Origin of the sequence: Exiguobacterium sp. s78 (assembly GCF_018618985.1) — a bacterium.
In the GTDB taxonomy this organism is placed as follows: domain Bacteria; phylum Bacillota; class Bacilli; order Exiguobacteriales; family Exiguobacteriaceae; genus Exiguobacterium_A; species Exiguobacterium_A abrahamii.
On sequence record NZ_JACSNB010000002.1, the window covers coordinates 258178 to 283283 of the forward strand.

Consider the following 25106-nt stretch of genomic DNA (forward strand, 5'->3'; position numbering starts at 1 on the left):
CACAAAAACCGTTCAGCAGATGAACGGTTTTTGTGTGAGACCGTGAAATCCCTTACAAAATATGCGAAGATAGTAAAGAGACAGACTAAAGGGGTTGAGGGGGACATGGCGAAAGAAACACCGCGTAATTCTAAATGGATGCGTTCTTATAATCGAGCACTCGTCTTGCGGCTGATCCGGATGCATCAACCGATTTCGCGGGTCGAGTTAGCACAACGGACGAACTTGACGAAGCCGACGGTATCGAACATCGTCAGTGAATTGATTGCAGAACAACTCGTGACGGAGCGAGAGCTTGGGGTATCAAATGGGGGACGAAAACCGATCATGCTCGAACTCGTCGCAACAGAGCAGTACGTCATCGGCATCGATGCAACAAGTCACCAATTCATCGGTGTCGTTGCGGATTTAAGTGGGAACACGATTCATGAGTCCGAAGCCGTGGGACGCTTTGAGACGAATGAAGAACTGATTGAAGCAATCGGTCGCTTATGCGAAATCTTGATTGCACAGACAGAAGGACGGGGAACGATTCACGGAATCGGGATCTCCGTCCACGGGATGGTCAATCCGGAGACAGGTGTCATTCTTTTTGCTCCACGATTCCATCTGCATGACGTTGAGTTGAAGGTACAACTCGAAGCACGTTTTGACTATCCTGTCTTCATCGAAAATGATGTCCGGGCACTCGCTTCGTTTGAGTTATTGTTCGGTGAAGGCGTCGGGGTCGAACAATTCTTCTATCTCTATGCTGGGGAAGGGATCGGGGGTGCTTATGTGCTCGACGGACAGCTTGTCGACGGACAACATCATATTACGGGAGAGGTCGGACATATGCGCCTTGATCTCGATGGTCCGATTTGCTCGTGTGGGAACCGAGGATGTCTTGAAGCGTTGGCAGGCGAAAAAGCATTGTTACGGGATTATGCTGTCGTTGATCCACAAGTCTCGACGCTTGCTGATTTGCGCAAGCGGTTGAACGAGGGAGACGAGCAGGCGGTTCGTGCGTATGAACGGGCGGGGGAATATATCGGAATCGGGGTCTTGAATACGATTCATCTTTTGAATCCACGCCGGATTTTACTTGGGGGACCGATGTTCGAGCTCGCACCTACGATCGTTGATCAAATCAAGGAACGGGTCGAGCACACGGCGTTGACCGCTGCTTCACGTGAAACCGATGTCAAGATGGTCCCGTGGGGTGAAAAACAGGGAGCGCTCAGTGCTGCGGCCCTTGCAACGAACAGTTTATTTCAAACGATTTAATGAGCCGATTCCGTGTCTTGCGAACCAGCAAGAGATGGAATCGGTTTTGTTATTCAAAAATAATTTAATGAAACCGTTTACAAATGAAAAAGTGATGTGCTATAGTCGATGTAAAGTTAGATAATAAATTTAATTTACTAAGTTCATGGTCAACTAAGTGGAGGTGGATGCAGGTTAGCAGGGGCTAATCAAGCTGAAGCAGGAAAGGGAGGCATCGCGCAATGGAACCATACGATCCATGGGTTTCGTACCGTGAAGCTTTCGGGCGTTACGGAGCAATCCACGGTTTTTATTTTCATCGGTCGACGCAACAGATGACAGAACAGGGTCCAGGCGATGTCCCGACAGACGAGCAGGATATCGTGCTCGTCCGACCACGACGTGACGGTGTGTTTCAATTCCGGATGTCATCGGTACAAGGGGTCCTGACGATCCGTTCATCCGAGCTACACATTCGAAAAAATGAGAGCGGATACATTGAATTACGCGCACTCATGCAACACATGCGCTCTGCCGGTTGTTTGACGCTCGGTGGGGAGTTATATCTCTTCGTCCGACCGGACGTTGATACGCTGGCGTACCGTCTTCGATTGATTGCCCGCGTATTGATTCAGCTACAGGGAATGCCGATTCAGACGAAAGTGATCGAAGAATGGTGCAAACAAGCACAAATTGAAGGGGAACACGCTAGACGATACGCTTGACTACTTACACATAAAAGGGGAGCTCTTACATGAAATTCAAAAAAACGAAACTCGTTGCTGCAGCATCAGTCCTAACATTATCCGCATTCCTTGCTGCTTGTGGTGGAGAAGATGAGCAACAAACGAAAACGAAAGACGGTAAGACGATCGTCACATGGTGGGGCTGGGCGCCACAACCAGAAGCGGGGAAAGCAGTCGTTGATGCGTTCAACGAATCGCAAGACAAATACGTCGTTCAATTCAAACGCTACAGTGAAGACTATGAAAAACAATTACAAGTCGCGATGTTGTCAGGTAAGGGTCCAGACATCATCGGTCTAAAAGAACCGATGATCCAACAGTACAAGGATCGTGTCGTACCGGTTGATTCGTACATGGATAAAGCAGCCGGCAAAGGCTGGAAAGATAAGTTCGTCGAGCTTGGAATTGAACAGACGACACTCGACGGTAAACAATACGCGGTCCCAATCGGTTTCACAGGTCAAGCGTACTTGATGTACAACAAGACGATGCTCGACAAATATGGCGTGACACCACCGAAGAACTACAAAGAAACAGTCAGCGCAGTCAAGAAGATCAAAGACTCAGGCGATAAAGTCATCCCACTCATGCTCGGAGCAAAAGATGCGTGGATCGATATCGACGTCTACAACGTCCTCAGTCACCAAGTGGCGCCAGGTTACATCCAAAAAGTTCTTTCGGGTGAAGCGAAGTGGACAGACGACGAGATGGTCAAAACAGCACAAATCTGGCAAGACCTCTTTAAGGATAAAGTCTTCCAAGAAGGTGCACTTGGTCTAGCGACGTACAATGACGGGATGAACCAGTTCTTCGATAAAAAAGCAGCGATGTGGGTCATCGGTTCATGGGAAGCGCACTCGATGACGACGAAAGAGAAAAAAGAAAAATGGAAAATCGATGATGAGCTCGGATTCGTTCCACTCCCGAACTTAGCAGGCGGAACAGAGCAACCCGTCATCGCATCGATCGACATGGCACTTGGTGTCAACAAAGAGTCAAAACAACAAGAAGGTGCAGCGGAGTTCATCGCCTTCATGAGCCAAGGAAAAGGACAAGAAGTCTACATGGGTGAGTTCGAGATGGCACCTGGCATCAAGGACGTCAAAGTCGATTCAGATGCTGCCTTCACATCTGAAGGTGAAAAAGAGTCGTACAAGATGTTGAACGACACATTAGCAAAAGCGGTTGCTAGCCGTGGTATCCGGGATACGAAATTAAACGATATCCTCGGTAAGGAACTTCAAAACATCGCGACAGGACAAGATCCGAAAGAAGCATTACAACGCGTTCAAGACGCAGCGGATCAATCAGCGAAATAAGACTCGACAGTGAAGTGGTACGCCTGCGTGCCACTTCCTGATTTTTGGACTTGAGGAAAGTGGGGAATCCATATGCAGACAGAGCGACAGGAATTGCCGATTAAACCAAAAGCAGAACCGCTCCAGCCGGTAGCGACACGTACGCCTGCGCCAAAGAAGAAAAAGAACATGAAGCGGAACATGGTCGGATGGGCTTTCGTTGCCCCGATCGTCTTGTTCGTTGTCAGCTTCATCTATTATGGGATCTTCTATAACGCCTATAACTCGTTCTTCTCGTGGGACGGAATCTCGTTTGACAAAGCGTTCGTCGGACTCGACAACTATGCTGAGATGTTCCGAGATCCAGACTTCTATCTTTCGCTGAAGAATACGTTCATCTTCACGATTTTAACAGTCACGATCCAAGCCGGTATCGGTCTTGTCTTGGCGTACTTCCTGCATACACCGGGACCAATGCGGACGGCGATGAAGTCGGTCTTCTTCTTCCCGGTCGTTTTGAGCCCTGTCGTACTCGGTGCGGCATTCTCACAAATCTATGATTTCCAGTTTGGTTACATCAATGAGTTCCTCCGTGCAATTGGTCTCGGTAGCCTCGAACAGAACTGGCTCGGTGACCCGGATATCGCGCTTTATTCGGTCATTGCGATCAACATCTTCCAGTGGACGGGTTCTTCAATGGTCATGTACTACATGGCGATGTTGACGATTGAGAAGGAAATCTTCGAAGCAGCAAAAATCGATGGAGCTGGATTCTTCCGGACACTGTGGAGCATCGTTTTCCCGAACTTGAAAGGAACGACGTTCACACTTTCGATCCTCGGTGTCATCGGTGGTCTGAAAACATTCGATTTAGTCTGGATCACGACAGCCGGCGGACCGGGATCGTCGACGGAGTTCATTTCGACTTATCTATTCCGGAAATCGATGTTGCAACAGGAAGTCGGTTATTCGAGTGCTGTTGCCATCATCCTACTCACGATCGCCTTGCTCATCACGTACTTCCAATTGCGCGTACAAAAGAAAATGGATAACTAAGGAGGAACGACCCATGGATGTAGAATCTAAAAAAAGCCGCTGGATGATCAACCTTGTATTGGTGCTGGCATCAATCGTCTGGTTATTCCCGATTTTCGTCATGTTCAAAGAGAGTCTCCGAATCAATGGATTCGACAACTATATCGCGACATTACAAAACCCGAACTTCCCAACGTTCGTCTTCAACAGTTTCTTCGTTGCCTTCTTCATGATCATCATCTCGATCACGATTCTGGCATTCGCAGCGTTTGCTTTCTCGAAACTTGAGTTTGCTGGAAAACGCCTGTTGTTCAACATGGTCTTAGCAGGTCTGATGTTACCCGTCGCTTCGATGATCGTTCCATTGTTCTTCACGCTCCGTTCGTTTGACGGACTGAACAACCACTGGGGACTGATCGGAGCGGAAGTCGCCTTCTTCTTACCATTCGGTCTGATGCTCATTAAAGGATACTTTGATGAACTACCAAACGAACTGATGGAAGCGGCGTATATCGATGGGGCGACGATTCTTGAAGTCTTCTTCAAAGTCATGCTACCACTCGCAAAACCAGCGCTCGCAACAGCTTTAATCTATGCGTTCCTTAACTCATGGAACGAATACTTGATGGTTCTTACGTTCATGACGGATCCTGCCTATCAGACAGTGACGATGGCACCAAGTTTCTTCAAGGATGCGCTCGGTGGGGACCCAGGAAAAATCTATGCGTCACTTGTTTTGATCAGTTTACCGACGATGATCTTCTATATCTTCTTCCAACGTTTCTTCCAAAAAGGAATGACGGCGGGTGCAGTAAAATAATTGTTTTTGCGTAAGGGGGAGCACAATGTATTTAGGAGTCGATTATTATCCAGAACAAACACCACGAGCACTATGGGAGGAAGACTTCCGACTGATGAAGGAACTTGGCGTCAACGTCGTTCGTCTCGCGGAATTCGCTTGGTCGATGATGGAGCCGGAAGAAGGCGTCTATGACTTTAGCTTTTGGGATGACGTCATCGAACGCTTGAGTGCGGAAGGATTCGATATCGTACTCGGGACACCAACTGCGACACCACCGGCTTGGTTATGTACGAAGTATCCAGAAATCTTACCGGTCGATGAGAACGGTGTGACGATCAGCTTTGGTGCTCGTCGCCATTATACGGTCCACAGCGAAACGTACCAGCGTCTATCCGTCAAGATCTCGGAAGAAATGGCGAAACGATACGGTCAACATCCTCGTGTCATCGGGTGGCAAACGGATAATGAATACGGGCATGAGAAATCGGATCGTTCTTACGGTGATGTCGACCGCGCTGCTTTTCAGCGTTGGCTAGCGAACCGTTACGGAACGCTCGATGCCTTGAACGAAGCGTGGGGAACCGTCTTCTGGAGTCAGACGTACACGGCGTGGGAGCAAATCCCGGTACCGCTTAAAGTCTATCAGGAACACAACCCATCCTTGCTCGTCGACTTCGATCGCTTCTGTGCCGACGGCTATACGTACTACAACAAATTACAAGTTGATGTCTTACGTCGCTACATTCCAGAGGACGTCTTCATCACGCACAACCTTGTCTACAGTGACATGGCGGTCAATCAACAACAAATGGCGCAAGACCTCGATTACGTGGCGTTCGATAACTACCCAGTCTGGGGTGGACTACCGGAGCCGAACCGGTTCGAGAAGATGGCGAGCGATCACGATCTGTGCCGCTCTTCGAAGCAAGGAAAAGGGTTCTGGGTCATGGAACAGTTGAGTGGCGCACAAGGCTGGAGCAAAATCGGTTACTTGCCACGACCAGGACACATTCGCCTCTGGACGTACCAAGCGGTCGCGCGGGGAGCAGAAGCAATCGTCTACTTCCGCTTCCGGGCTGCTCATTTCGGAACAGAGGAGTTCTGTCACGGCATCATCGATCATGATGGCAAACCGAAACGGAAATTCGAAGAAGTCAAACAAATCATGACGGAACTGAATACGTATGGCGATGAGATTAACGCAAGCCGTTATGACGCGAAAGTCGGTGTCTATTTCGATCAAGAAAACGTCTGGGCTTGGACACACCAGCCACACAGTGATGCGTTTGATTTCCGGACGGAGTTCGTCCGCTTCTATGGTGGAGCGGTTCGTCAGCAAGTCGCAACCGACATCGTCTTCCCGGGTGATGATCTCTCTCGTTACAAACTGATCATCGTTCCACTCTATTTCTTAACGAATCCAACGTTCGATGACGCCTTGATTGCGTATATGGAACAAGGCGGTCACGTCATCTTCACGTACCGGACAGGCGTCAAGGATGCACGGAACCATGTCGTGCCGACGACGTTACCAGGTAAGTTCGCGCCGTATGCGGGCATCGAGATCGACGAATACGAGTCACTCCAATCCGTTCAGCAACATCAGGTGACAGGCATCGGCGAGATGGCAGGACAATCCTCAACAGCCCGCCTCTGGTGTGATCTCATCACACCAACGACAGCAGAGACGCTCGCTGTCTATAAAGATACGTTCTACGAGGGTGTAGCGGCTGTGACGCGCAATGCCTATAAAGGAATGATTACCTACATCGGCTCATCGATTGATGACGCGATGATTGATACGATTTACCGTCAAGCGTTCACTGAGGCCGGCATCGAGATGATCGAGGCGCCGGATCAAGTCGAAATCGTGCGTCGTCACGGCGAAAAGCGTGATTTCCTCTTCTTGATGAACCATGACACGAAAGAAACGCGGGACGTCACGTTAGACGGAACATACAAAGCATTGACAAAAGATGAGACATATCGTGGAACGGTCCAGCTCGCACCACTTGAGACACTGATTCTGACGACGTAAGGAGGAAGAGAACCATGGCAATCTTTGAAGTAGCAGGACGTCGTTTCGTCATCGAAGGGAAACGGGTCGCTCACGTCGTCACGATTGGTGCGAACGGTAAGCTGATTCACACGTATTTCGGTGCCAAGTTACCATATCGAGATGATTATGAAGCATTACCGAGTCCAATCGTCGCACACAGTTCATTTGAATCACCAGATGGCGTCGCGACGTACGATTTCGTACCATTCGGTGAGATGTTGTACACGGAGCCGACTTTGAAATCGGAACGAGAAGACGGACAGCGGATTCACCAGTTCCAGTTTGAACGCTCCGAGCAGACCGAAACGAAATTGACACTCTGGCTGTTTGATCCCTTGCAGGAGATGCGTGTCGGAGTGCAGTATGAAGTGTTCGCTGATTATGACATCATCGGTCGTTCGATCGTCGTCGAAAACACGGGACGATTACCTGTTCGTTTGACAGCAGCCCAGTCCTTTGCGATGGGACGATGGCATCAACCGAATTTAAAACTGCATCACTTCGCTGGGATGTGGACAGGTGAGTTCAAGAAACAGATCACACCAGTGACACCAGGGCGCCAGACGATTGAAAGTCGACGTGGAGTGACAAGTCACCAAGCGAATCCTTGGTTCGCACTTGAACAGGATGCGACAGAAGACAGAGGTGAAGTCATCTACGGACATTTTGCTTATTCCGGCAACTGGGCGATTCACGTCGAACAAGATGCGTTCGGTTTTGTCCAACTATCAGGTGGCATGAATCCGTTTGACTTCAGTTGGAAACTATCACATCAACAACAGTTGACGACACCAACGTTCTACATCGGCTATGCGAACGGGTTTGCGGATATGAGCGCCCATGCGCATGCGTTCCAGCGTAACGTCATCATGCCGCGTGCGACGGAGCGTCCAGTTCTCTATAACTCATGGGAAGCGACGTATTTCGATGTGACGGAATCTGGTCAACGTGAACTCGTTGATCTGGCAGCAGGAATCGGTTGTGAGCTGTTCGTCGTCGATGACGGTTGGTTTGGCGAACGCAATTCCGATCAAGCGGGACTCGGGGACTGGCACGTTAATCGGGAAAAATTCCCGAACGGTCTAGAGCCTTTGATCTCATATGTGAAACAACAAGGGTTACAATTCGGTCTGTGGGTCGAACCGGAGATGGTCAATCCGGATTCTGATCTATACCGGTCGCATCCAGATTGGATTTACCATGCGCGCGATGCAGTCCGGACGACATCTCGGAATCAATACGTCTTGAATCTTGGATTACCAGAAGTCGAGCAGTTCATTCTCGAGATGATGGATGATTTGCTGACGCGTCACGCGATCGACTACATCAAATGGGATATGAACCGTGCCTTCTCGGAACCAGGCGTTCCAAAAGACCAGACGGATCGACAGCAAGAACTATGGAAACGTCACGTCGATGCATTGTACCGGATCTTTGACGAATTACGTCGCTTGCATCCGACGGTCGACTTCGAAGCCTGTGCCGGTGGTGGCGGACGGATCGACCTTGGAATCCTCTCACGGACAGAACAAGTCTGGACGAGTGATAACACCGATCCACTCGATCGCTTACAAATTCAGCACGACTTCTCGTATGCCTACAATGCGAAAATGATGAGTTGCTGGGTGACGGACGGACCGAACTGGTTAAATGGACGCAACGTACCGCTTGCGACACGCTTCGTCTCCTCGATGCAAGGCACACTCGGCATCGGTGGTAACTTAAGCGAGTGGTCAACGGATGAACTTGCGGAAGCAAAAGGTTGGATCGAGACATATCAAGCGATTCGTCCGACGGTTCAACGCGGTATCCAGTATCGCTTATCTGCTTTTACACAACAGACGCCAAGCGTCATGCAGTATACATCAGAAGAAGAAACGGTCCTACTTGCGATCGCGCCACTTCGACAATACGGAGCACATCAGTATCACTTCAAGCTAAAAAGACTCGACCCAGCAATGCGTTATCAAGTCGAGGACCGGACGTTAAGCGGCGCTTATTTGATGCAACAAGGCTTAACATTCTCATACACGACGGACTATGAAGCCCGCTGCTTGCGGATTCAGCCAGTCCACCGTGCGCTCTCACTACTCGAATCAAAGGAGACGATCGTATGACAGACCAGACGTTAGAAGCACAATTTGAACAGCGGTTTGGCTCACCGTCGACGCATCGCTTCTTTGCACCAGGACGGATCAATTTAATCGGCGAGCATACGGATTACAATGGTGGTCACGTCTTTCCGTGCGCGTTGACGTTCGGTACACATGCGATCGCACGAAAACGAGACGATCAACGCTTCCGCTTCTACTCGTTGAATTTCGAGCAGGATGGCATCATCGAAGTCACGCTCGACGAACTCGCGTATGACGCGATGCACGGTTGGGCGAACTACGCGAAAGGTATGATTACAGTTTTACAAGAAGCAGGATACCGGATCGATACAGGATGCGACATCCTGATTCAAGGTGATATCCCGAACGGGGCTGGTCTTTCGTCATCGGCTTCGCTTGAACTCGTCGTCGGTGTCTTGCTCGACCGATTATACGGATTAGAGATTCCGCGTCTTGATCTCGTCCGCTTTGGTCAACAAGTCGAAAACCGTTATATTGGCGTCAACAGTGGTATCATGGATCAATTTGCGATCGGCATGGGAAAAGCGGGAGCGGGCTTGTTGCTCGATTGTGAGACGCTCGATTATACGTATGCCCCACTCGATTTGACGGGGTATACGATCATCATCATGAATACGAACAAACGCCGTGAACTGGCGGATTCGAAATACAATGAGCGCCGGGCGGAATGCGAGACAGCACTCGCTTATCTCAATCAATTCACGCCACGGGAAGCACTCGGACAATGGACGACGTCAGAATTCGCAAAAGTCGCATGGGAAGACGAACGTTTGATGCGTCGCGCACGCCATGCGATTTCAGAGAATGAACGAACACTTCAGGCACTAGCAGCACTTGAAGCGGGAGAACTGACGACGTTCGGTCAGTTGATGAACGCTTCACACGTCTCGTTACGGGAAGATTATGAAGTGACAGGGATTGAACTCGATACACTCGTCGAAGCCGCTTGGGAACAACCGGGCGTGCTCGGCGCACGGATGACAGGTGCTGGTTTTGGTGGCTGTGCGATTGCGATCGTTGAAGACGAAGCAGTCGACGCGTTCAAACAAGCTGTCGGCGAACACTATGAAGCACGGATCGGATACCCGGCGACGTTCTATACGGCGACGGTCGGTGACGGAGCACGTGAAATCGAACGGGAGGTCATCTAAATGGCAACGTTAGTCGTAGGTGGAGCTGGTTATATCGGCTCCCATGCCGTCTATCAATTGATTGATGCCGGAAAGGATGTCGTCGTCATCGACCATCTGCAGTCCGGTCATCGTGAAGCGGTTCACCCGCAAGCACGTTTATATGAGGGAGATATACGCGATCGTGCTTTTCTCGATCGCGTCTTTACGGAAGAGACGATTGAACAAGTCGTTCATTTCGCTGCTTTTTCACTCGTTGGCGAGTCGATGACGGAACCATTACGCTACTTTGATAACAACGTTTACGGGACACAAGTGTTGCTCGAAGCGATGATTGCTCACGACATCAAACAGATCGTTTTCTCTTCGACGGCAGCGACATACGGTGAACAGGAACAGATGCCGATTCTCGAAACAGCGGAAACGCGTCCGACGAATGCGTATGGCGAGACGAAGTTGATGATGGAGAAGATGATGCGATGGTCTGCACAAGCGTATGGCTTACGTTACGTCGCGTTACGCTACTTCAATGTCGCCGGTGCACGGGCAACAGGTGAAATCGGAGAAGACCATACACCAGAAACACATTTGATTCCGCTCGTCCTTGAAGTAGCCAACCGACAACGGGCAGAAATTTCGATCTATGGCGATGATTATCCAACGCCGGATGGCACGTGCATTCGCGATTACATCCATGTTGAAGACTTGATTGATGCCCATGTACGAGCACTCGATTATTTAGCGGACGGCAACGACAGCGCAGTCTTTAACCTCGGTTCAAGCCAAGGGTTTTCCGTGCGAGAAATCATCGAAGCAGCCCGTCGCGTAACGGGACACCCGATTCCGGAACGCATCATTGAACGTCGTGCAGGGGATCCGAGTATCTTAATCGCCGGATCCGCCAAAGCAAAAGAAGTTCTCGGCTGGACACCACAACGCACCGACATCGAAACGATCATCCGTGATGCTTGGAATTGGCATGCGCACAATCCAGAAGGGTACCGGACGAGCGTTCGTTAAAGAGAGACAGAATGAGGAGAGTGACGGCGATGAATGAACTCATCCAACAGTTAGTAGCGCAAGCAATCCAGGAACGCTTGATTGAACCGGAAGATGCGATCTACGCCCGGAACCGGATTCTAGCGCGGGTCGGTCAAGCCGATTTTGAAGAACAGGCAGACGTACCATCTCGCCCGATTCCAGATATCTTGGATGACATGATTGAAGTGTTGATCGTAAGTGGGCAGTTGCCGGCGCGTCTTGAAGACAAAGAGCAGTTCGCAGCAGATGTGATGGATATCTTCGTCGCTCGTCCGTCTGACGTGACAGCGGCATTCCGTCGTCTGTACGCTGAATCACCGATAGCGGCGACGGATTATTTTTATCAGCTCAGTCAAGCAAGTAACTATATTCAAACGAAACGGATTGCTAAAAATAAACGTTATCAAGCAGAGACGGCTTATGGGACGATCGATGTCACGATCAACTTATCGAAGCCGGAAAAAGATCCACGTGAAATCGCAGCAGCTCGGACGGAGGTACCGACGACGTCGAACTATCCGACCTGTCTGTTGTGCGTCGAAAACGTCGGTTACGCGGGCCGTGCGAATCATCCAGCCCGAGCAAATCACCGAATCGTTCCACTGACACTGCTGGAAGAACCGTGGGCATTACAATACTCACCGTACGTCTATTACAACGAACATAGCATCATTCTGTCACAGGAACATCGTGACATGGTCATCAATCGGGATGCGTTTGCACGTCTGCTAGCCTTCGTCGAGCAGTTCCCACATTACTTTGCTGGTTCGAATGCGGACCTGCCGATCGTCGGCGGATCAATCCTGACGCATGATCATTATCAGGGCGGTCGCTATACGTTTGCGATGGACCGGGCAAACGCTTTAACATCCTTTACGTTCCCGGATCAGCCGACAGTCACTGGCGAAACCTTACACTGGCCACTGAGTGTGTTGCGTCTGAAGAGTGAAGATGCGTCGGCACTACTCGATGCTGCGACGACCGTCTATGAGACGTGGTTGACGTATACGGATGAGAGCCAAGAGATCCGTTCACATACCGGTGAGACGCGACACAATACGGTGACGCCGATCGCCCGTCAACGTGATGGACAATTCGAGCTCGATCTCGTCTTACGGAACAACCGGACGTCAGCAGAACATCCGGACGGTATTTTCCATACGCATGCCGATATTCACCACATCAAGCGGGAAAATATCGGTTTGATCGAAGTGATGGGACTGGCGGTCTTACCGGCACGCCTGCTCCAAGAGTTGCAACAGGTCGAACAGTTCATCACAGGTGAAGTCGACGAAGTAGCTGTCGCTCATGCTGACTGGGCGCAAGAACTAAAACAAGCATATGACGGTCAAGATGTCACGATGTACGTCGAGCAAGCGGTTGCTGCGAAATTCGTACGTGGTCTCGAAGACTGTGGCGTCTTTAAACAGACGGAAGAAGGTCAGGCGGCGTTCGGGCGATTCGTTCAACTCGTGACGCGCCAACCGGTGGAGGAACAACGATGACACAACTACTTGAGAAAGAGTTGATCCGACATACGTTACGCCAGGAAGGCATCGAAGTGACACTCTGGAACTACGGCGGCATCATCCAAGATATCCGGACGACCGATCGGGATGGTCATTTAGAAAGTGTCGTCCTCGGTCTTGAGACGGTGAACGATTATCAACAGCACTCGCCTTACTTCGGGGCAATCGTCGGACGCGTCGCTGGTCGAGTCGGACAAGCACGCTTCGAAGTAGCGGGAGAGGTTTATCCGCTCGTCGCAAACGACGGTGCGAATCATCTGCATGGTGGGATTCACGGATTCGATCAAGCATGGTTCGATGTCATCGAAGCGACGGATACATTGTTCCATTTGCGCTTGAACAGTCCGGATGGAGAAGAAGGTTATCCGGGAACGGTCACACTCGACGTGCATTATCGATTAGAGGGAACGACACTGACGCTTGAGATGACGGCCGTGACGGATCAGACGACACCACTCAATCTGACGAATCATACGTACTTCAACTTATCGGGAGATGCGAAGCGGGATGTGTTAGATCACGTCTTGACGTTACCAAGCGACTGCTATTTACCGGTCCAGCCAGACGGCTTACCGACAGGGGAACAACGGGACGTCTCCGGAACCCCGTTCGATTTCCGGAACGGTCAGTCGATTCGTGACGGGATTGCGCTGGAGCACCCCGAGACGATTGCTGTTGGAGACGGCTACGATCATCCCTTCGTGTTACGGGATGACACACTACGACTCGCAGATCCGGTGTCCGGTCGTTTCGTCGACGTCACGACGAATCAGCCGGCGGTCGTGCTCTATACCGGAACGCAACTGCTGACCGATTATACGGTTCATGGTGTCCCTGCTCGACCATCACTTGGTTTATGCCTTGAAACGCAAGTGCATCCGAATGCAGTCCATGAATCTGATTTTCCATCAATCTTGTTGTCACCCGGTGAGACCTATCACTGGAAAACAGCTTATCGCTTTGGCGTAGTGTCTTGATGGATTCGAAGAAAAAGCCCCACTTTCCGTGTCTGCTTGGACAGGAGAGTAGGGCTTTTTGTGTATAGAAGGAAATCGGGAAGAAAAGTGCGAAAGGTGATACTAAAGCATAATGAAAGGAGGGCTTTCCATGCAGTATGCCGCTACTCCTTGTCTCGTTTTTGCGGGACAAGCCAAGCAGGCGATCGTGTACTACGAAAACGTATTTGCGATGACACGTCGGCGTATCATAATGGATGAAGCAGGAGATACGGTCTATCACGCACATTTATCCAATGGCGCGTTTGAATTGATGCTCTGGGACGAGGGTGACGCACCGAATACCTCTTCTTCGCTCCATCTGTTATTGACTTTTACGTCGCTTGAAGAGCTCGAGCAAGTGTATCTGCGATTAACGACAGACGGTCAAATCGTCACACCCCTTGCGGTAGCAGACTTTGGAGGTTGGTATGCGCAAGTCCGCGACCCGTTCGGGATTCTGTTCGCTCTATCGTTCAGCGAAGAGGGACGAGAATCAGAGGCGTTGCTCGAGCGCGAGTAGTGTCCGCTTCATATTCAGACCGCCATGATAGCCGAGCAGATCGCCTTTTTTGCCAATGATCCGGTGACACGGAATCGCAAGCAGTAATCGATTTTTCCCAATTGCCGTGCCAATCGCGCGAGTCGCGTTCGGCCGGAAGAGACGTTCCGCGATATCGGAGTAGGTGGCGGTTTGACCGTACGGTACCGCGCGTAAAGCATTCCAGACTTCAAGTTGAAACGGGGTACCGACTGGTGCGATTGGAAAGGACAGTGTCGTCGACTGCTGATTTAGATAAGCTAGTAGCTGCTCCGTATATGGAGCAAGCGCGGTATCAGAAGCAATCCGATCGGCTCGGGGGAAGTGTTTCCGCGACCAGTCGTCGAATAAATCCTCCGGTTCATCCCAAGCGCCGACATAACAGAGACCATCTGCTGTAGCAGCGACCGGAAACGTATGCGTATTCCAGTGCAAACGAGTGAAGTACAGTTCCATGACATGTTTTCCTTTCTACACGAAATGAAGTGATGAATCCAAAAGAGGTGCTTCTGACGCAGAGGCACCTCTTTTGGATTACGCGCGCGAACCGACTTGTTGCCGCGGTGGAAGATGGATCGATTGACCAAATAAGGCTTCCATCGATTCCGTCAAGGCTTCGCTTCGACTCGGATGGGCCATGACAGGGAAGAGAAGATCCTCCCGTTTTGCTGTCAGTTCCAGCGCTTGTGTGAATTGTCCGACGAGACGATGAGCATCGTCCCCGATCATGTGAATACCAAGGATCAGTGATGTCTGCTCGTCAGCGATGACCTTGACGAACCCACTGCCACCTTCGATCGTCGTCGCTCCGTTTGCATTCAGTGGGAATTGTCCGCTCTGAACAGCATGTCCGGCTTCGACTGCATCTTGTTCTGTCATCCCGACCGAAGCGATCGGTGGGAAGGTCCGTAGAACCGTCGGATAATACGGTGTCGTTGAATCGACGTCTTGACCGGACAGATGCGCTGCCGTCCGCTTCGCTTCATGAATCGCACGGATGGCGAGCTGTGGACCCGGTGTGACATCACCGATTGCGTAAATATGCGGTTGATTCGTTCGTCCATTTACATCAACTGGAATCGTCCCGTCTTCTGCAAGCGTCACACCAATCCGTTCGAGACCGAGTGTCAAACTGTTCGGGATCCGGGAAAGGGACTGGAACAGATAGGCACCCTGATAGGCGACTTCTTCTCCGTTTTTCATGACGGTGATGGTCGCGTCCGATGAAGCCTCGATACGTGTTACGACATCCGACACGAGACGGATTTTTTGTTTTTTGAATGTCCGCTTCAGTTCCTTTTCAAGGCTTGGTTCGAGTGACAATTGATCCGCGAACAACGTCACCTCTGTCCCAAGTGCATGGAAACAGGCGGCCGCTTCGAGTGCTAGCGTGTCAGATCCAATGATCAATAAGCTCTCTGGTAGTTGCTCGAGTTGATAAAGCTGTTCGGCATTCAAGCGGCACGATTCCTCGTGCTGGATGCTGTGACTACCGGTCGCAATGATAACGTCTTGAAACCGGTACGTATCGAACTGATGTCCCGACTCGACGCCGATCCGGTCCTCTGACAGGAAGGAGGCTGCACCAGAGATATGCTCAATCTGATTCGCCTGACAGAGGGCGACCACTCCTTGACGTAATTGTTGCACGACACGATTCCGGTAAGCATTCAGTTTACTAAAATCATGGACAGCAGGGGCGGTGAATCCAAGGTCTTCAAGATGCGGCAAGCGTAACATCTCTTCTGCCGCATGCGCATAGACCTTGGACGGGATACAGCCTCGGTTCAGACAAAGTCCACCGAGTTCAGCTTGTTCAATCAATGTAACGTTTCGACCGCCTTGTGCAGCACGGATCGCTGCCGTATAACCTGCGGGACCTCCACCGATGATCAGAAGATCCCGTTCTTGTGTAAGTTCGCCAACAACCATGTTAGATCAACTCCAAAAGTAGGGTAGTCGGATGTTCAATCAGTGACACGAATCGGTTCGTAAAGGCAACAGCCGTTGCCCCGTCCGCGACACGATGATCGAACGACATCGACAAATTCATCATCGAGCGAACGACGATTTGATCATTCTCATCGACACAGGCTCGTTTTTTCGTCTTATGGAAAGCAATCAGTGCTGTCTCCGGATAGTTGATGATTGGTGTTGCTCCCGTACTGCCGAGCGGACCGACATTACTCATCGTAAAAGTGCTTGGTTTTAAGTCCGCTGCGCGCAAGGCACCGTTTTGAGCACGTTGTTGCAACGCGACCAATTGTTCATGCAGTTCCGTCAGTGAGAGCTGATCGGCATGACGGATGACCGGAACCATCAACCCGTCCGGTGTTTCGGTTGCCATGCCAAAGTGGAAATCCTGCTCTAATCGAATACATGCATTTGCTTCATCGAGTTTGGCATGAAAGACAGGATACTCTTTTAAGGCAACAATCAAGGCTTTAATGAAGAAGGCGTTGATGTTGATGTTTCGTCCAGCTGTTTTCCATTCGGCACGTAGTGCAAGCAAACGCGTCATATCGACTTCTTCGAAGTGAGTGACATGGGGAATCGTGTACAGCGACTGGGTCATTTTTTTCGCGATTTGCTTGCGAATGCCGCGGAACGGAATCGTTTCCGGTGAGGTCTCTTGGTACGTGACCTCTTCAATAATCGGCGCAACTGATTCTTGTGGAGCAGTAGCAGTCTGGACGAAGCGAAGCACATCGTCCTCCGAGACGCGACCTGATGGATCGGAAGCCGTGACAGTTTCGATATCAATCCCGTGATCACGAGCGATTTTTCGTGTATATGGTGTCGCAAGGACCCGTTTTGCTGGAGAAACTTGAACAGGTGGGGCGGTGACAGCAACCGATGCTGGTTCAGGAGCGGGCGACGCTTCAGGTGTTACCGCGACTGGCATGTCGGAAGCGTTACTTGCTTCGATGTGCAATAACGTCGTACCGACTTGCACTGTCTGACCGACCGGGATGATGATTTCCTTGACGATTCCGGAGACGGGAGCCGGTAGTTCGGCGACCATCTTATCGGTCGCGACTTCGACGACCGGTTGATCCGTCGTGACATGGTCTCCGACTTGAACGAGATAATGGGCGATTTCACCTTCTGTCATTCCTTCACCGACATCATGCAATTTAACTTCGATCATGGCATTCAGCTCCTTAAAACTCGACCGTACGCTGAATCGTCGCAAGGACACGTTCTGGCGTCGGAATGTAATGGTCTTCTAGGGCGAACAGTGGAACCGGAACATCAAAACCGGTCACGCGGGCAATCGGTGCCCGTAAATAAAGAAACGCCGTATCGTTGATCAACGTCACGAGATCATTACCGAGACCACCCATTGCTGCGGCTTCATGAACGATGACGGCACGACCCGTCTTTTGAACGGAAGCAGCGATCGTTTCCCGGTCGAGCGGATAAAGCGTTCGTAAGTCGAGGACTTCGCAAGTGATGCCGCGTTCCTGAGCAGCCGTTGCTGCCTTTTGGGCTACTTGAACCATTGCTCCCCAGGCGATCAACGTCACGTCCGTCCCTTCGCTGACGCAGCGCGCTTTTCCGATTTCAACGGTATACGATTCGCTCGGTACGACTTCTTTGAATGAGCGGTAACTGCGCATCGACTCAAGGAACAACACGGGATCTGGATCTTCAATCGCAGCAATCAATAACCCTTTTGCATCGTATGGCGTCGCCGGGCAGACGACCTTGAGACCAGGCATCGATGTAAAGAGCGCTTCTGTGCTGTCGGAATGGATTTCCGGGGCCCGGATGCCGGCACCATAAGGCGCACGGATGACCATCGGCACACTGTACCGTCCCATCGTTCGCATCCGGATCCGGGAGACGTGCGTCATGATTTGTTCATAGGCAGGGTAGATGAAGCCGAGAAATTGAATCTCGACGATCGGTTTAAAGCCATTGATGGCAAGACCGATCGACGTACCGACGATGCCGGCTTCACTGAGCGGTGTATCGACGATCCGGTCTTCCCCGAACTCTTCCTGTAAGCCGTCCGTCGCTCGGAAGACACCACCGTTTTTTCCGACGTCTTCTCCAAGGACGAGGGTTGTCTCATCCTCCGACAATTTTGTCCGCAGGGCATCCGTGACAGCTTGAACGAGTGTCATCTCTGTTTGACGATTGATTGGTGTTGCCATCTCATTTCCCCCTTGCTAGCAGATACGCTTCTTTTTGTTGCTGGACATCAACCGGTAAGGTCGCGTACGTATGGTCGAACAGATCATTGACGTCTGGTGCCTTGAATTGCTCCATCGCAGTTACTGCCGCTTCGATTTCTGCCTGGTGCCGTTCCTGCAGCTGTTGCATCCAGGTTTCGTCAAAGTAGCCTTGATGTTTTAAGAACTGTTCAAGTCGATCGAGCGGATCGACCCGGTCACGCGAGCGAGCTTGATCACGGTATTTCGTTGGATCATCTGCTGTCGTATGCGCACCAAATCGCCATGTGACGGCTTCAATCAATGTTGGTCCACCGCCAGAACGGGCACGCGCAACGGCTGCTTGCATCGTGAAATAGACGGCAAATGCATCGTTCCCATCGATTCGGACGCTTGGCATCCCGTAGGCGATCGCTTTTTGTGCGATCGTTTCGGAATGCATCTGTTTTTCGATCGGAACAGAAATCGCGAATTGATTGTTTTGGTTGAACAGAATGACTGGTGCTTGGAAGACACTCGCGAAGTTCATCCCTTCGTGGAAGTCGCCTTCAGACGTCGCCCCGTCACCAAAGTAGGCGACCGCGACGTTCGTCGTACCTTTTCGTTTTTCCGCCCACGCGGCACCGACGGCATGCGGAATTTGCGTCGCAATCGGTACGGCAGGAGGGAAGATGTGTTTCTCAGATGGCACGCAACCTTCGACACGACCGTTCCAGTAGAGAAGCGTCCGCACCATGTCGGCACCGAACGTCAACGTCGCACCGTGATCTCGGTACGTCGGGAATAACCAGTCCTGCTCTGACAACGCCAGTGCACTACCGACTTGCGCCGCCTCTTGTCCTTCGAACGGTGCATAAGTGCCGAGGCGCCCTTGGCGTTGTAAGTTGATCGCCTTCCGGTCGAACGTCCGGATCCGGTGCATCTGTTCATATAGGGTGAGGGCGAGCTCTTTCGTCAGATCGTGTTCTTTTGAGGCGTCGATGATACGACCTTCTTCATCGATGATGCGTTGAATCGGAAAATGTTGCTCCATGTCAGTCCCTCCTTCAGTGGTTACGGATATCCCATTTTGGCTTTGTCGTATTCGTGAAGATGTTGTTGTGTTTCGCCCGGATCTGCATCCGTTTTTCACACATCCGGTTCGCTGCTTCGACCGTCGTGATGTTTTCTGCTTGCGACTCCTTGAAGACTTCGAGCACGGCGTCATAGATGTGACGCGTCTTCAGAAGAACCCGTTCATGATTTGCTCCGTACAGTTCGTCAGCAACTTGGATCAACCCACCACCGTTGACGATATAGTCTGGTGCATACAAGATGCCGCGATCCATCAAGACGTGAGCGAGCTGTTCATCTGCAAGTTGATTGTTCGCCGAACCACAGATGGCTTTGCACGGTAAGAGCGCGATGTTTTGAGCGTGAATGACACCGCCGTATGCACATGGAACGAAAATATCAGCGTCTGTTAAATGGATTTCGTGAGGCGAGACGACGCGCACCGTGCCAGGTGCCATTTCGGCTTGGGTCACGATTGCTGCGAGCGCTGCTTCGTTGACGTCTGAAACATAAATCGTCGCACCGGCGAGTAACAGTTGTTCTGCAACCTTGAAGCCGACCTTTCCAAGTCCTTGAATCGCATAAGTCGCGCGACTTAAGTCGTCCGAACCGAATAACATCTCGATCGTCGCCCGCAGTCCGTAGACGACGCCTTCAGCCGTCGGAATCGATGAATCACCACTCCCGCCAAAGGCTTCCGGAATGCCGACGATCCGTGACGTTTCTCGGCTAGCGTGAACGAAATCATCCATCGTCGTGCCCATGTCCGTTCCGGTGTAAAAACGTCCACCGAGCGAATCAACGAAACGACCGAAGGCGCGGAAAAGCTCTGGTGATTTATCCGTTGCCGGATTGCCGATGATGACGGCTTTACCGCCACCAAAATCAACATCAGCGGCAGCGCATTTATACGTCATGCCACGCGACAGGCGGAGGACATCGTCAAGTGCTTCATCGACAGAAGCGTAAGGCGCCATGCGGCAACCACCGAGAGCGGGGCCGAGCGTCGTATCGTGGATGGCAATGATCGCTTGTAACCCTGAGACAGGATCGTTGCAAAAGACGACTTGTTCGTGACCCGCGATTTTTTCCATGATCGAGAGCGTTGGATTCGTAGATGGGTTTAACATGTTCATAGTAGAGTCCTCCTCTATCAAATATAAGTAAGCGCTTTCATTTTGTTGGAGCATTCACTTGCAATTTTTCTTGAATCCGGCTTTTTTCTAAAATGAATTGTGTCACTTCTCCTATTCCAATGATCGATTGTCCGTCTCGGACTTCAATGTCAGCGTCAACGCGACGTGCTGTGACGCGTGTTACTGTAGCGGTCACGATCAATCGTGCGCCTTCAGCTGCCATGCCAAGATGCTTCAACGAAACCGCACCCCCGACACCTTCTTCGTCTGCCTCTAAGTAAGGCAGGATGAGTTGACGTGCTGCCCATTCCATATGGTAGACCATCGAAACGGTCGAGTATGCGGGATGAACCAATTGACCTTCAAACCGTGCAAACATATCTTGCGAGACGACCGCTTGAATCTCTGCTGTATCCCCGACAGCTAAACCTGGCTTCATCGTGATCCCCCTTCACTACAACGAATCCTCATTCAATCAAGTGGTCTTACCAAAAATAGTATAACACTTGTCACACGATATTTTATCAACCCGTTACAAAATGAGCAAATCATTTCAGAAATATTTTCCAAAAAAAGACTCTCAATCATAGAAAATAGCTTTATAAACCAATTGATTTACTGATAAAGTGCGTTGAAGTGATAAAGTGAGAATCGTTTGGGAGCATTTAACAAAACAAGATTGACAACATTGTGAACGTATCGTACGTTAAACATATAACTAAAAATAAACGACCGTTTAATTATTGTATACATGATGAGGAGGTGCAGGTATGTACGATCAACATCACGAAACGATGAATGCGCAAACGCGGGAGCAGCTACAGATGGAGCAATTACGTCAAACGATGGAACACGTCACGCGCGTCCCGTTCTATCAAGAACGTCTGCAGACATTGCAGATGACGGCACATGATTTTCAAACGATCGAAGATCTACGAAAATTTCCCTTCACACGCAAGCAAGATTTACGCGATCATTATCCGTTCGGGCTATTTGCCGTCGAACGAGAACAGGTCACCCGAATTCACGCCTCGTCTGGTACGAGTGGTAAACCGACTGTCGTCGGGTATACGCAAGAAGATTTAGACGACTGGGCAGATGCCGTAGCACGGAGCTTAGTCTTAGCCGGTGGTTCACCAGCTGACTTGTTGCACAATGCATACGGCTACGGACTGTTCACAGGTGGACTCGGTCTTCATGCAGGTGCTGAAAAACTAGGCATGACAATCTTGCCGATTTCCGGTGGCAACACGGATCGCCAAATCACGTTAATCGAGGATTTCCGACCAGATGGCATCTGTGGGACACCTTCTTATATCTTGCGATTAGCAGAACGCATGATCGAACGGGGGATCGATCCACGCAAGACAAGCATGCGTTACGGCATCTTCGGAGCTGAACCCTGGTCGGAAGAGATGCGGCAGACACTCGAACAGGCCTTTGATCTACAGGCATTTGATATTTATGGACTCAGTGAAATCATGGGACCAGGTGTCGCGATGGAATGTCAGGAGCAGGCAGGTCTGCATATCATGGATGACTTATTCATTACGGAAGTCGTCGATCCCGTTACGGGGGAACCGGTACCAGATGGCATGGTCGGGGAACTCGTTTTTACAAGCTTGAAAAAGAAAGCGCTTCCAATCATTCGTTACCGGACAGGTGACTTAGCATCGATCACGCACGAAGCGTGTGCTTGTGGTCGGACGACGACACGGATGTCACGTGTCAAAGGGCGAACGGACGACATGCTGATTATCCGAGGGGTCAACGTCTTCCCGTCAGAAATCGAGCGGGTCTTACTCCAACAGCCGGACGTGACGCCGCATTATCAAATTCATCTCGTGCGTAAAGCAGGACTCGATGCCGTTGAGCTACATATCGAATTCGAAAACATCTCGGAGCGACAAATGCGTTCGATATGTGACGCCATCAAGTCGGAATGTCTCATTTCTATTGATCTCGTCTGTCACCCGCACCAAGGGTTACCACGATCGGAAGGGAAAGCCGTTCGGATCGTTGATCGACGCTCGACATCACTCGTCTGATTCAAAGGAGGAACTAGCATGTATGATGCAACACAACTGTTCGAACCCGTCCAACTGACGGAAGAGGAAAAATTGGCTCGCTTTAAGGAGCGGATCGAGCAAGGTGAAAAAATCGAAGCCGATGACTGGATGCCTGCTTTTTACCGGGACACGCTGATTAAATTGATTTCGATGCACGGTATTAGTGAAATCATGGGTGCACTTCCGGAAAAAGAGTGGGTTCCAAAAGCACCATCACTTCGCCGGAAGCTCGGCATCATGGCGAAGGTCCAGGATGAGATGGGGCATGGACAACTGTTACTTCGTGTCGTCGAGGATTTGATGAAGCCATATGGCAAGACACGCGGGGATTTGATGGATGATTTGTTCACGGGACGATTGAAGTTCCACAACGTCTTCCACATGCCGACGCGGTCATGGGCCGATGCCGGGATGATCGGTTGGCTCGTCGATGGCGCGGCGATCATCACGCAGACGAACATGCTCGGTGCTTCATATGGACCTTACGCACGGGCTTTACAACGGATCTGTGCGGAAGAGGTCTTCCATGCGCAACACGGAGAGTCGATCATCATGGCACTCGCGGAAGGAACACCGGAACAGCGGGCGATGATTCAGGAATCACTGGATGAGTGGTGGGAATCCTTGTTGATGTTCTTTGGACCAGCCTCGAAAGAGACGACCGGGACATCGAAACAGGACGTGACGATCGCCTATAAGATTCGGACGAAAACGAATGAAGAGTTACGGCAAAACTTCTTTACGAAGTACGTACCACGGATTCGTTCACTCGGACTCGTCATTCCAGATCCGACGTTACGTTTTGATGAAGAGACAGGGCAGTGGGAATATGCACAGCCAGACTGGACAAAATTCAAGACGATCATCCAAGGGGGAGGACCACGTTCGAAAGAGCGACTGGACCTGCGCCGGACATCTTATGAAAATAACGCCTGGGTACGGGATGCACTCGCTGAAACGAAGGCATGAGAGGGGAAGGTACGATGAACGAGACGTTTTATCACGAATTCGAAGTCTTTAGCAAACGGACGCCGAACGCGGCGTTCACCCATCAATTCAGCTTGCTCGCTCCGAACAAGGAGATGGCACTGTTGATGGCGCAAGAAAACTTTATGCGCCGGGAACCGGTCGTCGACATCTGGGTCGTCAAACGCGAAGATATCCGTGGTTTATCACCCGATGAGAAGCAGATGCTCCAACGCCTTGATAATAAGGACTACCGGACAACGAAAGGGTACGGCTACTTGAAGAAAAAATGGCGTCATTACGAGCAACAGATGCTCGATGAAAAAGAGATCATGTCTTGGCAAGGAGGCGATTCCAAATGACGGAACAAGAACGGACGGCACTCGCCTCCTTACTCTATCAACTCGCGGATGATGATTTCCTTTACGCGTATCGTGGTTCGGAATGGCTCGGACTCGCACCGCATATCGAAGAGGACGTCGCTTCGTCTTCGATTGCGCAAGATTCGATGGGACACGCGGCGATGTATTACCAACTCCTCGAAGAACTCGGCGAAGGAAATGCTGATGCATTAGCTCATGTCCGACTAGCGCATGAACGGAAGAATTCGATTCTCGTCGAACGTGTCAACGGACCTGGCTACTACATGGAGAAGCCTGAATATGACTGGGCATTCGCCGTCGTACGGAACTATTGCTACACGGTCGCGAAAAAGATCCGGATTGATGCTTTGAAGTCGAGCAGTTATGAGCCACTCGCTACGGCTGCCATCAAGATCAACATGGAGCTGTACTATCATTTGCTGCACTGGCAAACGTGGTTTACCCAGCTTTATCAATCGACGGAGACGGCGCGACAGAAGATGGATGCAGCCCTAGAAAAAGTCCTCTATGACTTCGGTGACATGTTCGATTATGGCGAACACGGTCAATTGATCGAAGAGATGCGGTTGATCGAAGGGCAAGGCATTTTACTCGATCGTTGGTATCAGACGATCACACCGTTACTCGTCGAATTGAACGTGACGCTTCCGGAAATGCAGATGACGCGTAACGGGCGGGACGGCGATCATACGGAAGATTTGAATGACGCGCTTGCGACACTCGGAGAAGTTTACTTGATTGATCAGACGGCGACGTGGTGAA

The 25106-nt window shown here is 50.8% G+C and carries 23 protein-coding genes; 16 read left to right on the forward strand and 7 right to left on the reverse strand.

The window, feature by feature from the left end:
• Positions 1-105 precede the first annotated feature (105 nt).
• The 12 genes from KNQ18_RS12725 (at position 106) to KNQ18_RS12780 (ending at position 14538) form a co-directional block, all read left to right on the forward strand.
• Entirely contained in the window at positions 106-1266 is a 1161-nt protein-coding gene (locus KNQ18_RS12725; RefSeq protein WP_214772146.1) for an ROK family transcriptional regulator, read from the forward strand.
• Between the two features lie 221 nt (positions 1267-1487).
• Entirely contained in the window at positions 1488-1970 is a 483-nt protein-coding gene (locus KNQ18_RS12730; RefSeq protein ID WP_215085072.1) for a hypothetical protein, read from the forward strand.
• 29 nt (positions 1971-1999) lie between these two features.
• On the forward strand, positions 2000-3310 hold the full coding sequence (locus KNQ18_RS12735; protein ID WP_050678942.1) for an ABC transporter substrate-binding protein: 1311 nt from the start codon (positions 2000-2002) through the stop codon (positions 3308-3310).
• A 72-nt stretch (positions 3311-3382) separates the two neighbouring features.
• On the forward strand, positions 3383-4345 hold the full coding sequence (locus KNQ18_RS12740; RefSeq protein ID WP_215085074.1) for a carbohydrate ABC transporter permease: 963 nt from the start codon (positions 3383-3385) through the stop codon (positions 4343-4345).
• Positions 4346-4358: 13 nt separating this feature from the next.
• Positions 4359-5144 (forward strand): carbohydrate ABC transporter permease, encoded by a 786-nt coding sequence (locus KNQ18_RS12745; RefSeq protein ID WP_023466970.1) that lies wholly within the window; start codon positions 4359-4361, stop codon positions 5142-5144.
• Positions 5145-5169: 25 nt separating this feature from the next.
• Positions 5170-7164, forward strand: coding sequence for a beta-galactosidase (locus tag KNQ18_RS12750; protein ID WP_215085076.1), 1995 nt, complete (start codon positions 5170-5172; stop codon positions 7162-7164).
• A 14-nt stretch (positions 7165-7178) separates the two neighbouring features.
• Positions 7179-9302: an alpha-galactosidase gene (locus KNQ18_RS12755; RefSeq protein WP_215085078.1), complete on the forward strand. Its 2124-nt coding sequence runs from the start codon at positions 7179-7181 to the stop codon at positions 9300-9302.
• Entirely contained in the window at positions 9299-10471 is a 1173-nt protein-coding gene (locus tag KNQ18_RS12760) for a galactokinase (protein WP_214806058.1), read from the forward strand. Before KNQ18_RS12755 ends, KNQ18_RS12760 begins: the two co-directional genes overlap by 4 nt.
• Positions 10472-11470 carry a UDP-glucose 4-epimerase GalE gene (galE, locus tag KNQ18_RS12765; protein WP_214725013.1) on the forward strand — a complete coding sequence of 333 codons (999 nt, stop codon included), beginning with the start codon at positions 10472-10474 and terminating at the stop codon, positions 11468-11470.
• Between the two features lie 29 nt (positions 11471-11499).
• Positions 11500-12996 (forward strand): UDP-glucose--hexose-1-phosphate uridylyltransferase, encoded by a 1497-nt coding sequence (locus KNQ18_RS12770; protein ID WP_064300596.1) that lies wholly within the window; start codon positions 11500-11502, stop codon positions 12994-12996.
• The gene (locus tag KNQ18_RS12775) at positions 12993-13997 is read left to right on the forward strand and encodes an aldose epimerase family protein (protein ID WP_214806059.1); all 1005 of its coding nucleotides are present in this window, start codon (positions 12993-12995) and stop codon (positions 13995-13997) included. The genes KNQ18_RS12770 and KNQ18_RS12775 overlap by 4 nt, the downstream gene beginning before the upstream one ends.
• A 130-nt stretch (positions 13998-14127) precedes the next feature.
• Positions 14128-14538, forward strand: coding sequence for a VOC family protein (locus tag KNQ18_RS12780; RefSeq protein ID WP_214806060.1), 411 nt, complete (start codon positions 14128-14130; stop codon positions 14536-14538).
• Here KNQ18_RS12780 and KNQ18_RS12785 read toward each other — a convergent pair.
• The 7 genes from KNQ18_RS12785 to KNQ18_RS12815 all read right to left on the reverse strand — a co-directional run bounded on the left by KNQ18_RS12785 (position 14512) and on the right by KNQ18_RS12815 (position 21365).
• Complete coding sequence (locus KNQ18_RS12785; protein WP_064300599.1) at positions 14512-15012, reverse strand: methylated-DNA--[protein]-cysteine S-methyltransferase; 501 nt, start codon at positions 15010-15012, stop codon at positions 14512-14514. The genes KNQ18_RS12780 and KNQ18_RS12785 overlap by 27 nt on opposite strands.
• Positions 15013-15090: 78 nt before the next feature.
• The gene (locus KNQ18_RS12790) at positions 15091-16488 is read right to left on the reverse strand and encodes a dihydrolipoyl dehydrogenase family protein (RefSeq protein WP_214806061.1); all 1398 of its coding nucleotides are present in this window, start codon (positions 16486-16488) and stop codon (positions 15091-15093) included.
• Position 16489: 1 nt separating this feature from the next.
• A complete protein-coding gene (locus KNQ18_RS12795; protein WP_214806062.1) occupies positions 16490-17707 on the reverse strand; it encodes a dihydrolipoamide acetyltransferase family protein in 1218 nt (405 codons plus the stop codon).
• A 13-nt stretch (positions 17708-17720) separates the two neighbouring features.
• On the reverse strand, positions 17721-18719 hold the full coding sequence (locus tag KNQ18_RS12800) for an alpha-ketoacid dehydrogenase subunit beta (protein ID WP_214806063.1): 999 nt from the start codon (positions 18717-18719) through the stop codon (positions 17721-17723).
• Between the two features lies 1 nt (position 18720).
• On the reverse strand, positions 18721-19770 hold the full coding sequence (gene pdhA / locus KNQ18_RS12805; RefSeq protein WP_058265565.1) for a pyruvate dehydrogenase (acetyl-transferring) E1 component subunit alpha: 1050 nt from the start codon (positions 19768-19770) through the stop codon (positions 18721-18723).
• Between the two features lie 13 nt (positions 19771-19783).
• Positions 19784-20926, reverse strand: a complete 1143-nt coding sequence (locus tag KNQ18_RS12810) for a Glu/Leu/Phe/Val family dehydrogenase (protein ID WP_050678955.1) — start codon at positions 20924-20926, stop codon at positions 19784-19786.
• Between the two features lie 37 nt (positions 20927-20963).
• Positions 20964-21365: a thioesterase family protein gene (locus KNQ18_RS12815; RefSeq protein WP_214806067.1), complete on the reverse strand. Its 402-nt coding sequence runs from the start codon at positions 21363-21365 to the stop codon at positions 20964-20966.
• Positions 21366-21696: 331 nt separating this feature from the next.
• On the opposite strand from KNQ18_RS12815, the gene KNQ18_RS12820 reads away from it, so the two are divergent.
• From KNQ18_RS12820 to paaC, 4 genes are read left to right on the forward strand one after another with little or no spacing between them, the layout of a single operon-like run.
• Positions 21697-22974 (forward strand): phenylacetate--CoA ligase family protein, encoded by a 1278-nt coding sequence (locus tag KNQ18_RS12820; RefSeq protein WP_215085080.1) that lies wholly within the window; start codon positions 21697-21699, stop codon positions 22972-22974.
• An 18-nt stretch (positions 22975-22992) separates the two neighbouring features.
• Positions 22993-23964: a 1,2-phenylacetyl-CoA epoxidase subunit PaaA gene (paaA, locus tag KNQ18_RS12825; protein WP_087681930.1), complete on the forward strand. Its 972-nt coding sequence runs from the start codon at positions 22993-22995 to the stop codon at positions 23962-23964.
• A gap of 14 nt (positions 23965-23978) precedes the next feature.
• Positions 23979-24323: a 1,2-phenylacetyl-CoA epoxidase subunit PaaB gene (paaB, locus tag KNQ18_RS12830; protein ID WP_023466991.1), complete on the forward strand. Its 345-nt coding sequence runs from the start codon at positions 23979-23981 to the stop codon at positions 24321-24323.
• Positions 24320-25105 carry a 1,2-phenylacetyl-CoA epoxidase subunit PaaC gene (paaC, locus tag KNQ18_RS12835; RefSeq protein WP_149426765.1) on the forward strand — a complete coding sequence of 262 codons (786 nt, stop codon included), beginning with the start codon at positions 24320-24322 and terminating at the stop codon, positions 25103-25105. The genes paaB and paaC overlap by 4 nt, the downstream gene beginning before the upstream one ends.
• The last annotated feature ends 1 nt before the right edge of the window (position 25106 follow it).

Bases quoted from the DNA above. Each gene is read 5' to 3' on its own strand.
- KNQ18_RS12760 (WP_214806058.1), top strand. From the start codon at position 9,299: ATGACAGACCAGACGTTAGAAGCACAATTTGAACAGCGGTTTGGCTCA.
- KNQ18_RS12785 (WP_064300599.1), bottom strand. From the start codon at position 15,012: ATGGAACTGTACTTCACTCGTTTGCACTGGAATACGCATACGTTTCCG.
- paaC (WP_149426765.1), top strand. From the start codon at position 24,320: ATGACGGAACAAGAACGGACGGCACTCGCCTCCTTACTCTATCAACTC.
- KNQ18_RS12780 (WP_214806060.1), top strand. From the start codon at position 14,128: ATGCAGTATGCCGCTACTCCTTGTCTCGTTTTTGCGGGACAAGCCAAG.
- KNQ18_RS12750 (WP_215085076.1), top strand. From the start codon at position 5,170: ATGTATTTAGGAGTCGATTATTATCCAGAACAAACACCACGAGCACTA.
- KNQ18_RS12755 (WP_215085078.1), top strand. From the start codon at position 7,179: ATGGCAATCTTTGAAGTAGCAGGACGTCGTTTCGTCATCGAAGGGAAA.
- KNQ18_RS12810 (WP_050678955.1), bottom strand. From the start codon at position 20,926: ATGAACATGTTAAACCCATCTACGAATCCAACGCTCTCGATCATGGAA.
- KNQ18_RS12800 (WP_214806063.1), bottom strand. From the start codon at position 18,719: ATGGCAACACCAATCAATCGTCAAACAGAGATGACACTCGTTCAAGCT.
- galE (WP_214725013.1), top strand. From the start codon at position 10,472: ATGGCAACGTTAGTCGTAGGTGGAGCTGGTTATATCGGCTCCCATGCC.
- KNQ18_RS12735 (WP_050678942.1), top strand. From the start codon at position 2,000: ATGAAATTCAAAAAAACGAAACTCGTTGCTGCAGCATCAGTCCTAACA.
- pdhA (WP_058265565.1), bottom strand. From the start codon at position 19,770: ATGGAGCAACATTTTCCGATTCAACGCATCATCGATGAAGAAGGTCGT.
- KNQ18_RS12795 (WP_214806062.1), bottom strand. From the start codon at position 17,707: ATGATCGAAGTTAAATTGCATGATGTCGGTGAAGGAATGACAGAAGGT.
- KNQ18_RS12770 (WP_064300596.1), top strand. From the start codon at position 11,500: ATGAATGAACTCATCCAACAGTTAGTAGCGCAAGCAATCCAGGAACGC.
- KNQ18_RS12740 (WP_215085074.1), top strand. From the start codon at position 3,383: ATGCAGACAGAGCGACAGGAATTGCCGATTAAACCAAAAGCAGAACCG.
- KNQ18_RS12775 (WP_214806059.1), top strand. From the start codon at position 12,993: ATGACACAACTACTTGAGAAAGAGTTGATCCGACATACGTTACGCCAG.
- KNQ18_RS12820 (WP_215085080.1), top strand. From the start codon at position 21,697: ATGTACGATCAACATCACGAAACGATGAATGCGCAAACGCGGGAGCAG.
- paaB (WP_023466991.1), top strand. From the start codon at position 23,979: ATGAACGAGACGTTTTATCACGAATTCGAAGTCTTTAGCAAACGGACG.
- KNQ18_RS12815 (WP_214806067.1), bottom strand. From the start codon at position 21,365: ATGAAGCCAGGTTTAGCTGTCGGGGATACAGCAGAGATTCAAGCGGTC.
- KNQ18_RS12725 (WP_214772146.1), top strand. From the start codon at position 106: ATGGCGAAAGAAACACCGCGTAATTCTAAATGGATGCGTTCTTATAAT.
- KNQ18_RS12745 (WP_023466970.1), top strand. From the start codon at position 4,359: ATGGATGTAGAATCTAAAAAAAGCCGCTGGATGATCAACCTTGTATTG.
- KNQ18_RS12730 (WP_215085072.1), top strand. From the start codon at position 1,488: ATGGAACCATACGATCCATGGGTTTCGTACCGTGAAGCTTTCGGGCGT.
- KNQ18_RS12790 (WP_214806061.1), bottom strand. From the start codon at position 16,488: ATGGTTGTTGGCGAACTTACACAAGAACGGGATCTTCTGATCATCGGT.
- paaA (WP_087681930.1), top strand. From the start codon at position 22,993: ATGTATGATGCAACACAACTGTTCGAACCCGTCCAACTGACGGAAGAG.